The 12,705-nt window shown below is 57.6% G+C and carries 9 protein-coding genes; 2 read left to right on the top strand and 7 right to left on the bottom strand.

The window, feature by feature from the left end; all coding sequences use genetic code 11:
* The first annotated feature begins 674 nt into the window (after positions 1 to 674).
* Positions 675 to 2,333 carry an L-lactate permease gene (locus tag ACN08V_RS10215; RefSeq protein ID WP_419105470.1) on the top strand — a complete coding sequence of 553 codons (1,659 nt, stop codon included), beginning with the start codon at positions 675 to 677 and terminating at the stop codon, positions 2,331 to 2,333.
* A gap of 208 nt (positions 2,334 to 2,541) precedes the next feature.
* Here ACN08V_RS10215 and ACN08V_RS10220 read toward each other — a convergent pair whose 3' ends face one another.
* The 4 genes from ACN08V_RS10220 to ACN08V_RS10235 form a co-directional block, all read right to left on the bottom strand.
* Entirely contained in the window at positions 2,542 to 3,051 is a 510-nt protein-coding gene (locus tag ACN08V_RS10220) for a methylated-DNA--[protein]-cysteine S-methyltransferase (RefSeq protein ID WP_419100020.1), read from the bottom strand.
* A 114-nt stretch (positions 3,052 to 3,165) separates the two neighbouring features.
* On the bottom strand, positions 3,166 to 4,719 hold the full coding sequence (gene glpK / locus ACN08V_RS10225) for a glycerol kinase GlpK (RefSeq protein WP_419105471.1): 1,554 nt from the start codon (positions 4,717 to 4,719) through the stop codon (positions 3,166 to 3,168).
* Positions 4,720 to 4,781: 62 nt separating this feature from the next.
* Positions 4,782 to 5,594: an MIP/aquaporin family protein gene (locus ACN08V_RS10230; RefSeq protein ID WP_419100118.1), complete on the bottom strand. Its 813-nt coding sequence runs from the start codon at positions 5,592 to 5,594 to the stop codon at positions 4,782 to 4,784.
* 93 nt (positions 5,595 to 5,687) lie between these two features.
* Positions 5,688 to 7,451: an FAD-dependent oxidoreductase gene (locus tag ACN08V_RS10235; protein WP_419105472.1), complete on the bottom strand. Its 1,764-nt coding sequence runs from the start codon at positions 7,449 to 7,451 to the stop codon at positions 5,688 to 5,690.
* A gap of 108 nt (positions 7,452 to 7,559) precedes the next feature.
* Here ACN08V_RS10235 and ACN08V_RS10240 point away from each other — a divergent pair, with 108 nt between their 5' ends.
* A complete protein-coding gene (locus ACN08V_RS10240) occupies positions 7,560 to 8,504 on the top strand; it encodes a sugar-binding transcriptional regulator (RefSeq protein ID WP_419105473.1) in 945 nt (314 codons plus the stop codon).
* A 24-nt stretch (positions 8,505 to 8,528) separates the two neighbouring features.
* On the opposite strand, the gene ACN08V_RS10245 is transcribed toward ACN08V_RS10240, so the two are convergent.
* The 3 genes from ACN08V_RS10245 to ACN08V_RS10255 all read right to left on the bottom strand — a co-directional run bounded on the left by ACN08V_RS10245 (position 8,529) and on the right by ACN08V_RS10255 (position 12,578).
* Positions 8,529 to 11,705: a type I restriction endonuclease subunit R gene (locus ACN08V_RS10245; RefSeq protein ID WP_419105474.1), complete on the bottom strand. Its 3,177-nt coding sequence runs from the start codon at positions 11,703 to 11,705 to the stop codon at positions 8,529 to 8,531.
* Between the two features lie 98 nt (positions 11,706 to 11,803).
* Entirely contained in the window at positions 11,804 to 12,271 is a 468-nt protein-coding gene (locus ACN08V_RS10250; protein ID WP_419105475.1) for a transposase family protein, read from the bottom strand.
* Positions 12,222 to 12,578 carry a helix-turn-helix domain-containing protein gene (locus tag ACN08V_RS10255; RefSeq protein WP_419105476.1) on the bottom strand — a complete coding sequence of 119 codons (357 nt, stop codon included), beginning with the start codon at positions 12,576 to 12,578 and terminating at the stop codon, positions 12,222 to 12,224. The genes ACN08V_RS10250 and ACN08V_RS10255 overlap by 50 nt, the downstream gene beginning before the upstream one ends.
* Positions 12,579 to 12,705 lie beyond the last annotated feature (127 nt).

Genomic DNA, 12,705 nt, shown 5'->3' on the forward strand with positions numbered 1-12,705 from the left:
AAAAAGAATTTAAGGAAGATGAAAACGGTCATGTTACATTTTCATCACAAAAAGTTCGGGCAAAAATTGACCGCGAATATATCAGACTAGCGGAGATCCTGGCTGAAGAAGGGCTGGAGTTCAAACTTAGTATATGGTGGTAATAATAAAGTCTTTTAGAGGGGCAAATATATTTGCCCCTCTAAAAGATTTTAACTATCAGGTTTTTCGTGATCCTGAACGTGCCACTCAGCAATTGACCAGGTTGCTCCTGTCTGTTCAGCAATGCATCGGACTGATAGACCTTGGGCAGGGACTTCTGCTGCCTGAAAACCAGCCAGGAGTGGCTGAGGCAACATTGGCGGGCTACTGAAACATAGAGGGGTAGGCCTGGGCGAAAAAATGTAAGCAAGTCCACTGACTTAGGGTGTAAAGGGAAAAAACCTTACCTCTGCTGTGACATAAAGACCCCAAAGCAGCTCTGACAAGGGGCAATAAACGAACAGCGTCATGTCTGCTCGGGGATAGAGCTCAGTCATAGACTTTCGTGTTTATTGACCCTAAGACGGCTGTGAGCCCACACATTGTTTATGTAATTTTTATGTTTGATTAAGTGGTAATTTAGAAGAGGAATCGTGCAAAAAGCACACAAAACCAACCATGGGGCTAGGCCCCGTACCTAAGGAACCATACACATGTGGCAGCAGGTCTATGACCCACTGAACAATCAAGCACTCTCAGCACTCCTAGCATCCGTCCCTATTCTCGCTTTCCTACTGGGACTCACCGTCTTCAAGCTCAAGGGCCTTCACGCGGCCCTGATCTCTCTGGCATCGGCTGTGGCGCTGGCCGTACTAGTTTTCGGTATGCCTTTTGCGGCCTCCATCTCCGCTATCGGTTACGGCTTCCTCTCCGGCATGTGGCCCATCGGATGGATCGTTCTGATGGCAGTCTGGCTCTACCGCATTACCGTTCGCGCCGGTAACTTCGAAATCATTCGTAGCTCAGTCTCCGCTATCTCTGCTGACCAGCGCATCCAGGTCCTCCTGATCGCTTTCTGCTTTGGGGGCTTCTTAGAAGGCGCCGCCGGATTCGGCATCCCCATCGCTATCTGCGCAGCCCTGCTCGTGACCCTGGGCTTTGACCCCGTCAAGGCATGTCTTGTTGCCTTGCTCTCCAATGTAGCTTCCGGTGCCTACGGAGCTATCGGTATTCCGGTTCTGACCGGCTCCACCGTATCCGGTGTTCCGCAGGCTGACCTGAACGGCATGATGGTCTGGGTGCTTCAAGTAATTACCATCTTCATTCCTCTCCTGCTGGTGATGGTGCTGGATGGCTTGCGGGGCCTTAAAGAAACCGGTCTGGTAGCCCTGGGCCTTGGCCTGCTTGTTTCTGCAAGTCAGGCTGGTGTTCTGGTGCTTCTGGGCCCTGAACTCGTTGACATCATTCCCTACCTGCTGGGCCTTGTCGTCCTGGCGCTGGTCATGATGAAATGGCAACCTGCCCACATCTACCGCGAACCCGGCGCACCGAGCCTTGAAGAACTGGGGAAAAACCCAACCGGGTTTACCTTCTCTGGCATCGTCAAGGCATGGAGCCCCTTCATCATTCTTTCGATGATGATTCTGCTCTGGTCAACCCCGCTCATCAAGGGGCTGGTCAAGGCCAAGACCGCTGATGCTGCAGCTGGCGCACTGAACTTCACCACTATCCCGCTTCAGATGCCTGCCCTCCACGGTCAGATCGCCCAAGTCGCTCCCATCGTGGCCCAAGAAACCCCCATGAAGGCGGTATGGAGCTGGAACCTCCTGGGCGCTTCCGGCACAGCTATCTTGATCGCAGCGCTGATTACTATCGCTCTCTCCAACATCTCCTGGCCTGCGGCCTTTGAAGAGCTCGGTGGAGCCTGGAAGCAGCTCTGGCAGCCCATCCTCTTGATCTGCCTGGTCATGGCCGTTGCAAACGTTATGAATTTTGGCGGCATGTCCTCAGCCCTGGCGCTAGCTCTGGCCGCTGCCGGTTCAATCTTCCCGCTGCTCTCACCCGTCATCGGCTGGATCGGCGTATTTGTTACCGGTTCTGTGGTCAATAACAACACTCTCTTTGCTGGGCTTCAGGCCACCACTGCCACTCAGATTGGTGCCGCACCCAGCCTGCTGGTAGCCGCTAATACTGCCGGTGGCGTAGCAGCCAAGGCTGTATCACCGCAGTCGATTGCTATTGCGGCCGCATCCGTGAACATGTCCGGTCAAGAGTCAAAGATCACCAACGCAGCCATCAAGTTCTCCCTAGCCCTCCTACTCATCCTCTGCATCTGGGTTTATGTCCTGTCCCTGGTCATGCCTGCAGCCTAATGAGCGTAAGCCCTAGAGCCTAGAGAGCCCGCCCACCGACCAGGAGGGCGGGCTCTTTTCTGCCCGGTAACGGAAGATAGCTTGACCTGGGTGCAGGTACAGGGTGCAGGTGCTGGGTGCTATGCGCCGGGCGGCTCTCATGGCAGAACCTCAGCTCACAGAGCCCCTTACCATTGAGTGTGCCGGTCATTTACCCTGCCAAGGGGCCTTAGAAGAGTCGCCCCTCTTCCTGGGCGCTAGGGGCTTCCAGGGACAGGAGGAACTGCTTGCGTTCTAAACCGCCAGCATACCCGGTCAGTTTGCCGTCGGCAGACAGCACCCGGTGACAGGGGATAAAGATAGAAATCGGGTTACGGCTTACCGCCTGGCCGACGGCCTGAGCGGGAGCACCAGGGCCCACGATTTTAGAGATAGCACCGTAGCTAGTGGTGTAGCCGTAGGGGATATCCCTCAGAGCCTGCCAGACCGCCAGCTGAAAGTCAGTGCCATCAGGAGCCAGCGGAAGATCAAAATCAGTGAGGCCCCCCTCCAAGTAGTCAAGGAGCTGGGCCTGCGCCCTGGTGAGCAAGTGGCAATCACTGATCTCAACCTCCTGCCCCAGCTGATCTTCTGCCGGGAAGTGAGCCTGACCCATGAACCAGGCACCGGTAAGGGCCTGACCATCGGAGGCTAGAATCATCAGACCCAGCGGAGTCAGAGTATGGGCATGGTAGGTCATAGAACTATCTTGTCATACTCGTATTCTTAAAAGCTCTGCCCGCCACACAGCATATGTGGCGGGCAGAGGTACTTCCTTCAAAAAAATAAATGGGTTGAGGAATCTGGCGGTTTCTTAGCTCTCTTCTACATCCTCATCTACCCACTCTAGGGTCTTAGAGACGGCTTTCTTCCACAGGCGGTACTGGCGGTCCACTTCTGCCTGGTCCATCTGCGGGGTCCAGCGCTTATCTTCGGCCCAGTTATCAATGACGTCCTGTTCGCCCTCCCAAAAGCCCACCGCAATACCTGCGGCATAGGCCGCACCGAGGGCAGTGGTTTCAATGACCTTGGGGCGAATAACAGGCACACCCAGCAGGTCAGCCTGGAACTGCATGAGGAATTCATTGGCTGTCATACCGCCGTCCACACGCAGTTCTTCCAGCGAAACCTTGGAGCCCGCAGCCTGGGCATCGGCGTTCATAGCGTCCAGGACTTCGCGGGTCTGGAAGGCGGTAGCCTCCAGGGCCGCACGCACAATATGTGCCCGATTGACGTAACGGGTCAAGCCCACAATCACACCACGGGCATCTGAGCGCCAGTGGGGGGCAAAAAGACCGGAGAAAGCAGGCACAACGTAGGCACCGCCGGAGTTCTCAACGCTGGTAGCCAGCTTCTCTGACTCGGCGGCATCATCAATCATCTTGAGGTTATCGCGCAACCACTGGATCAGTGAACCGGAGACCGCTACAGAACCCTCCAAGGCATAGACAGGTGCGGCGTCCCCCAGCTTATAGGCCACAGTGGTCAGCAAGCCATTCTCAGAGATAACAGGCTCGTTGCCAGTGTTCATGAGCATGAAGTTGCCGGTTCCATAAGTATTCTTAGCCATGCCTTTCTCAAAGCAAGCCTGGCCAAAGGTGGCCGCCTGCTGGTCACCAAGAATACCGGAGATGGGGGTGCCGTTGAGCAAGCCCTGGGCCCGGCCGTAGCCGTAAATTTCCGAGGATGACTTAATCTCAGGGAGCATGCTCAGAGGGATACCCATATCCGCTGCGATGGATTCGTCCCACTCTAGGGTGCGGATGTTCATGAGCAGGGTGCGTGAAGCATTGGTGACATCGGTGACGTGCACGCCACCATCCACACCGCCCGTTAGGTTCCAGAGAACCCAGGTGTCGGTATTACCAAAAAGCAGGTCTCCTGCCTCAGCCTTTTGGCGGGCACCTTCGACGTTGTCAAGGATCCATTTGATCTTGGGGCCGGAGAAATAGGTGGCCAGATTCAGGCCCACGATGTCGTGGTACTTGCCGGGGCCAGCTTCACCACCGAGTTCATCACAGATTTTCTGGGTGCGGGTGTCCTGCCAGACAATAGCGTTATAGACCGGCTTACCGGTGGTCTTATCCCAGACCACAGCGGTCTCGCGCTGGTTAGTGATGCCTACCGCAGCGATTTCGTGATGGTTGACCTCAGCTTTGCTCATGGCCTCGCCCACGGCTTTGCGGACGTTCTCCCAGATTTCCATGGGGTTGTGCTCTACCCAGCCGGCCTTGGGGAAGATCTGTTCGTGCTCGTGCTGACCGACGCTCTTAATTTCGCCCTTCTTGGTGAAAAGAATGGCGCGGGAGCTGGTAGTTCCCTGGTCGATGGAAAGGATGTATTTCTTGCGTTCTGGAAGCTGTGACATAGTCCAACCTTTTCTGTGAGGGTAAACCCCTCTTTGGGCTTACCGGGTGTATAGGGGTGGTTTTAGAGAGCCAGGATGGCGGGGATAATCAGGGCCGCTAGGCTAGCGCCAAGGAGGGGGCCAACAACAGGAACCCAGGAGTAGGCCCAGTCGCTAGAGTCCTTAGCCTTGATAGGCATCAGGGCATGGGCTATACGGGGGGCTAAATCACGGGCGGGGTTGATAGCGTAGCCGGTGGGGGTACCCAGGGACAGGCCAATAGCCACAACGATCAGGGCAACAGCCAAAGGCCCCAGACCCGAGGGAGTGCGACCGGAGGCCACTACGAAACCCACCAAGACAAAGGTGCCGACGGCTTCGGTTAGCAGGTTCCAGCCGTAGGAACGGATGGCAGGTGCAGTGCAGAAAATCCCCCGGGTGGTTCCCGGCTCAGCCTCATCAAAGTGCTTCTTGTAGACCAGGTAAGCACCCCAGGCACCCAGGAAAGCACCAATCATTTGGCCAGCCACATAAACAAGGAGCGCGCTCATGGACGGAGCGATTCCGGGGGCAAAATCATTACCCGCCACGAGTTGGCCCAGAGTGACCGCCGGGTTTAGGTGGGCCCCAGAAGGCGCCCCAATGTAGACCGCCGCAAAGACAGCAAAACCCCAACCAAAGGCAATAGTCAGCCAGTCTGTGTTCTTGGCCGCCGACTTGGGTAGGGTGACCGCCGCGCAGACTCCAGCGCCCATCAAAATGAGGGTGGCGGTTCCTAAAATCTCCGAAAAGAAGGCGCCTAACAAGGTGGCGTTACCCTCTGCGGTCACCAGGGCGCTGGCCTGGGCAGTAGCCTGGACAGTGGCCTCAGCGCCAGCTACCAGTAATGAGCTCATCATTGACCTCTTTCACGTCATTGTGGTGGGTGCAACCCCGGAGGGCTGCACCCATGATTGGATATAAATAGGTGGTTTAGCTCAAGCCAAAAGCTAGTGAGCTTGTTCAACCGCTTGGCGAGGAGCCACCGGGGTCGCCCCCAGAACTTCTGCGGCTGCCTCAGAATCTGTGGTCAGTTGCTGGGCGGCGGCAATAGCCTGGACCCGCTCACCATAGAGCTTTTTCTCCTGCTGGCAGGTCTGCTCGTCCCAGCCCAGCTCCTGCGCCATAATCTCGATAATTTCATCGGCGGCTGACAGGCCCCGGTCCTTTGCCTCCAGATCCAGGCGGATACGGCGGACCAGGACGTCCTCAAGGTGCAGGGCACCTTCGGCCCGCACCGCCTGGAGCACATCGGCCCGCAGGAACTGGGGGGCTTCAGCCAGGGGAGTGCCCCAGGACGAATCTTCCTCAATGAGGGCAATAATATCTGCTAGCTCAGATCCATAGCGCTCCAGCAGGTGCTCTACGCGGTCGGCACCCCAACCGTTCTCGCCTGCCAAAGCCTCTGACCGGGAGGCAAGAGCCTCATAGCCCTCGGCACCGACCAGCTTAATGTTTTCGGTCACCGATGGCAGGTTCTTGGCACGACGCCCTAGAGCAAAGTCCACCGCATCCTGAGCCATGACCCGGTAGGTGGTCAGCTTACCACCGGCGATTGCGCTCATGCCGGGGGCAATTTCCATGACGGTGTGCTCACGGGAGACCTTGGTAGAAGCGGCCGCCTCGCCCTTCTTGGCAACCGGCTGTAGCAGGGGGCGCAGGCCCGCGTAGGTGCTGATGATGTCGTCCTCGGTCAGCTCATCTGCAATCAGCTTGTTGGCTTGATCTAGCACATAGCGGATATCGGCCTTGGTTGCCACGGGGCGCTCGCGGTCCTCGGTGTAGGGGGTGTCGGTGGTGCCGATAATCCAGTAGCGCTGCCAGGGAATGATAAACAGTACAGACTTCTCGGTCTTGGTGAAGATGCCGCTACTGGCCTTGATGCGCTCACGGGGAACAATAATGTGAACGCCCTTAGAGGCTAGGACTTCCAAGCCCTTGTTTGAGGTGGCCATAGATTCGGTTTCTTCGGTCCACACGCCGGTGGCGTTAATAATGTGGCCTGCACGCACGGTCTTTTCCTGGCCGGTCTCTAGGTCAACAATCTGGGCACCGGTAACACGGCCCGAGGCGTCTTTCTCAATGGCAGTTACCTGTGTGCGGGAAGCGGCCAGAGCGCCGTAGCCTGCGGCGGTGCGAACCAGGTCGATGACCAGGCGGGCATCATCAACCCGGGCATCGTAGAACTGGATAGCGCCGCTAAAGGCTGAGTCCTTGATGCCGGGGAAAACCCTCTTGGTTCCTTCCTTGCTGAAGTGACGCTGGGCCGGTACAGCGCGGTGGCCACCGGCCCCTAGGAAGGCCATGGTGTCGTACATGCCGATGCCCACAGCCGAGTATGCTCGTTCCACTACCGGCATTTTAAGGGGCCAGAGGAAGGGTTGAGCCTTGACCAGGTGGGGGGCGGTGCGCTCCAGGAGCAGGCCGCGCTCTTTGAGAGCTTCGGCTACCAGCTTGAAGTCTAGGTTGTAGAGGTAGCGCAGGCCACCGTGAACCAGTTTGGAGGACCAGGCGCTGGTTCCAGCAGCCCAGTCGCCAGCTTCGACAATGGCGGTGCGAAGCCCGCGGGTTGCTGCGTCCAGGGCGATACCTGCGCCGGTCACACCCCCGCCAATGACGAGGATATCGACCCCGGCCTCATCGGTCATGGCGTCGAGAGCCTGGCTACGGGACTGAGCGCTGAGCTGGGATTGGGTGGTGAAGGTGGCTGTCATGAGGTTTTCCTTTGACGATGGTGCCGGTAAAAGTGTCTAAGACCATTTGAGCGCCCACAGTTGCCCAGAAGCCAGCAAGCTGAACAAAATTTCATTTAGAATAAAAAGATGGTGAACAAAAGTGAAAATCTGCTGGTTGAAGCAGCCCAGCTTTACTACGGCGAACAGCAGACCATGGCGGCTATAGCCAGCCACCTCGGGATGTCCCGGCCCACGGTGTCCCGTCTGCTTAAAGCCGCCCGTGACACCGGGGTGGTGACCATCCACATCAAGGAACAGCCCCACCGGGGGCACCCGCTAGAACGACGCCTAGCGGACCTCTACCGGGTGCGGGTGCAGGTGGTGCGCCCACCCGATCACGCCACCGAACAGGTCAGGATGCGCCGAGTGGCTATCGCTACCGCCCAGCTGGTGGACTCTCTCATGGTTGCGGGCACCACCCTGGGGGTGGCCTGGGGTTCTACCGTCACGGAGGTAGCCCAGTACCTACCCAAACGTCATCTAGAGGGCGTGACCGTTGTCCAGCTCAACGGGGCAGGTAACGCCAGCCACACCGGCATCCCCTATTCCGGCGCCATTTTGGGGCAGGTTTCAGCGGCCTACGGGGCGCAGATGGTTCACTTCCCGGTCCCGGCCTTCTTTGATTTTGCCGACACCAAGGCCGCCATGTGGCGCGAGCGCAGTATTCGCGGCGTGCTGGCCGTTCAACGTAAGGCGGATGTGGCACTTTTTGGGGTGGGCGCCTTTGGTGGGGCCATTCCCTCCCACGTCTACGCCGGCCGTTACTTTGACACCCAGCAATTAGCGGACCTGCGGGCACAGGGGATTGTGGGGGACGTGTGTACCGTCATGGTGCGTCAGGACGGCACCTGGGCCGACCTTGACGTCAACCGGCGGGCAAGCGGCCCGACCCCGGCCGAGCTGGCAAAAATTGGGCGCAGGGTCTGCGCCGCCGCCGGCAAACACCGAGCCGCCGCCCTGCGTGGGGCACTGACCACCGGGGCTATCACCGACCTGGTGGTAGACGTGGAACTGGCGGAGCAACTGCTCTAAGTGCTCAGCAGGGGCTACCGGGGCTTAGACCACGGTGAGCTGAGCCCCGTCGTCCTGGCCGGTTGCCTGGTCGCGCAGGCGCTCGTAGAGACCCAGATCCAACATGAGGCTCATGAACTTATCAGCCGGCATTTTACGCACAAAGTCCAGCAGCTCGTTGGTGTCGGAGCCATAGGACCAGAGCATGGTGGCTAGGCCGTTGCGGGCCATCTTAGAATGGGCGAAATCGTCCTTGGTGTTAGCGGCGGCGCTCTGGCGCAGGCCCTCGTCCCTGGATGCCTCAGCTACAAAGGTCGTGGCGAAAGCAACCTGGTACTCGTCCGAGAGGCTCAAGCCCTTAAAGTACTCATTGACCAGGTCAATCAAGGCTGACCTAGCTTTTGATTCCCGTTCCTTGATGGTGGCTAGACCGGCCTCGGTCATACCTCGTAGCCCTACCTTGGGGACTGATGAAAGCCCCAGGTTCTGGTTCTCTTTCATCTTTTCGAGTTTGTAGTGGGTGAGCACAATATCGTCGATATCGAGAACGTCGGGGGAGACTGCATCCAGGGTGAAGCCGCGCAGACGGCGGGCGAGCAAATCCGCAAAAGCCGATAGCTTCTCGTAGTAGGGGTTCCCGAAATTGAAAATCTGCGAGAAGAAAGCGTAAGACTTCACATACTGTTGCAGGGTAGCCCGGAACTCCAAAAGAACCTCAAGTTCAGCGGCGGCATCAGCACTGCTACCGGGGGATCTGGCATCCTGCTGGGCGTTGAACCAGCGCCGCTTGAAACGGTCTACCGGCACGGCCAACAGAGAGTCATAGGAGGCCTGGCGGGCACCGGGCTTGCACCACTTTAGCCAGAACTGCTCAACATCAGCCGTGGTATAGATACCGGTGGCCTCTAGTTTATCGATCTGGCTATCAATCAGGCTGAGGTCGGATTCAGTCTCAATGGTGGCGTCCTCGTAATAGGTTGCGAAGGCTTCAAGAATCTGTTTGGGGTCGTTCACAAAGTCCAGGACATAGGTGTTCTGCTTGCCTTCGGCTCGGCGGTTGAGCCGGGAGAGAGTTTGCACGGCGGTAATGCCGGAGAGCTTTTTATCCACGTACATGGCAACCAGGAGCGGCTGGTCAAAGCCGGTCTGGTACTTGTTGGCGACCACCAGGATGTTCTGGTCGGGCTGGTTGAAGAAGGTCGCCAGGTCTTGCCCGCGTAGCTCCGGGTTCATGCTGGCCTCGGTTACGGTGGGCACGGGAGCATCATTGTTGAGAGGGCGAATGTCTGGGTCTGGTAGTTCGCCGGAGAAAGCGACCAGGGTTTTGAGCGGTAGCTTTTTCTCTGCAATAGCTTTTTGGAAGGCACGCTGATACTTGACGGCGGCTACCCGGGAGCTGGTAACAACCATTGCTTTAGCCTTGCCGCCGAGCTCCTTCTGCACCGTGCCCTGGTAGTGTTCCAGAATCACAGCAACCTTAGAGGCCACATTGGTGGGGTGCAGATCTACAAAGTCAATGAGTGCGCGGGTGCCCTTGCGAATATCAATTTCGTCGTCGGCCCCGGTGGACTCGTTGCGCTGGGCGATACGCGCGGCCATATCGTAGGTGGTGTAGTTCTGAAGAACATCAAGAATGAAGCCCTCTTCAATGGCCTGCTTCATGGAGTAGAGGTCAAAGGGCACGTGCGCGCCACCGTCAGCCGGGCGGCGACCAAACACCTCAAGCGTCTTCTCTTTGGGCGTTGCAGTAAAGGCAAAGAAGGAAACCTGTTCACCGGACCCCACCACACGCTGAGCCATGCGGGTCATGGCCTCCTGGTCAGCCTCCGAATCGCCCTCTTCAAACTCAACAGAAACCTCCGTGTTGAGCATTTTCTTAATAGAATCGGTGGCCTCACCCGATTGGGAGGAATGAGCCTCATCCGCAATAACGGCAAAGCGGCGCCCCGCTAGTTGGCTACCTTCCTTGGTCATTTCTTCCATAGCAAAGGGGAAGGTTTGCAGGGTCACACCAATAATGGGAGTGCCGCTGGTCAGCGCTTCGACCAGTTGCTTAGATTTGGATTCCCCATTACCGCGTGTAACGGGCATAAAGATACCGGGAATGGTGACCAGCTGGTCAATGGCATCTTGTAGCTGCCTGTCCAGTACCTGCCGGTCGGCAATCACGATGATGGAGTCGAAAACGCGCTCGCCGGTGGCTGAGTGCAGGTTAGAGAGCTGGTGGGCCAGCCAGGCCATGGAGTCAGTTTTGCCGGAGCCTGCTGAGTGCTGGACCAGGTACTTGTTGCCTGCGCCTTCGTCCCGTGCGGCGGCAATGAGCCTGGTGACGGCTCGCCACTGGTGGTAGCGGGGGAAACGGGTTGAGGCTTTGGTGAGGGTTCGACCGGTGAGCGGGTCTTTGACTTTTTGGTGGTTGGTGTAGATGAACTTGGTGAGGATTGTCAGCCAGGTGTCGCGATCTAGGATTTCACGCCAGAAGTAACTGGTTGCCAGGTCGCCTTCTACCGGCGGGTTGCCTGCGCCGCCTTTGTGCCCTCGGTTGAAGGGGAGAAAGACGGTGGATTTTCCGGCCAGACGGGTGGTCATGGCGATTTCGTCTTGGGTGAGGGCGAAGTGGACCAGGGCGCCACGGTGTTCTTGTAAGAGATGTGAGGTTTTGGGGTCGCGGTCTTCGCGATATTGCCGGGTGGCGTGCGCTAGGGTTTGGGCGTACTCGGACTTGATTTCGATGGTGGCTACGGGGAGCCCGTTAACAAAGAGGACGAGGTCGATGCGGCTGAGCTGGTTGTGGGGGTCGTAGCGGACTTCTTCTACAACGCGCAGGATATTGGCCTGGTAGAGCTTGGCGACTTCTGGGTTGCGGTTGTCTTGGGGCGGGGGTGCTAGGAGCTTGAAGTCGCGGCGGGCACCGAGCACACGGAAGCCTTTGCGGAGGGTGTTGAGGGTTCCGCCCCCGTTTTCTTCTGGCAGGCTGAGTTTTTTGGTGAGGGCGGTGATGATGCGTTCCTGTGCAGCAGCCTGCGCGGACGCGGGTTCATCTGGGTTTACCAGGGAGCGGTAGGCTAAGGGGTCGCTTATCTCTAGCCAGGTGAAAAGGTCCTGTGGGTAGAGCGCGCTTGCGGGGTCGTAGCCGTCTGAGGTGGGGGAGTGCTGCCAGCCGTGAGCCGCCAGATGGGCGCAAATTTCCTGCTGGAGAGGACGTTCAAGGTGAGTGCGCATGGTGAGGCGGCTCCTGTGGTGGGCTAGGTGTACGTATGCGTGAGTTTAGGTTCTATTGTAGGGAAATACTGCTGGAGGGCCAGACCGTTGAGGGTTATTCATAAGGTCCCACCAGCCACCAAAAACAGCAACCCCCGCACCACCGAAAACACCTGCCCATACGAGCTCAACGGCCGCCTGAACCCAGTATGCAGAACCCGCCAGCTTTTTACCTGAGCAATCACCCGCTCCACCACCGACCGCAACCGATTGAGCACCCGGTTATTCTCCTTCTGCTCCCGACTAAGCCGCTGCCCCGGCCTGCGTTTGGTAGGGGTAGCTAAGTTCAAGCCAACATAACCCTTATCAGCCAGAGTCGAAACATCTAGCAGTTGATCTAACCCGTGAGCTTTGAAGGCATAGGCATCATGTCTGGCACCCGGTAGCGGGTCTGTGATGGCCAGGAGTTTGCCGTCGAGGGGGCAGATGACTTGGTGGTTGAAGCCTGCTCGTTTGTGCTTACCTGAGAAGTTTATTTTACCTTGTGAAAACCAGTTCCAGGTGGGGATGAGGGTGCCATCTACCACGAGGGAGCCAGGTACTTTCAGGCTCTCTTTCAGAAGGTCGGGTCACAGGGGTAAGGACTTTCTCTAAGGCTCTTTCGATGGTGCTGATGGTCCTTGAAATGGTTGGTTGTGAGACCTCAAAGAGGTGGGCGAGAGTCTCTTGGGTGAGGTTGTGTCGGTAGCTGATGAGCGTGATTTTTAGGGCCTGGGTCAGGGTGAGTCTGCGAGGTTTCTCGGCTGGTTTGATCCAGGTGAGGTGGCTGGTGTGGGCTGTGATGAGTGTGGCGAATTGCGTGGCGGTGAGGCCGGTTGTAGGCCGGTGTTGCAACGGTCTTTCCTGGTGTGGCTTGAGAATATTTTTGGCGATTTATCCTCATGTTTACTGTCTGGTGGGGCCGTTGTCTAGTTGGTGGGGGTTGGGGGTGGACCCCCTTATGAATAAGCCTCGTTACACC

It is taken from the genome of Rothia sp. P5766 (assembly GCF_048513555.1).
GTDB lineage: Bacteria > Actinomycetota > Actinomycetes > Actinomycetales > Micrococcaceae > Rothia.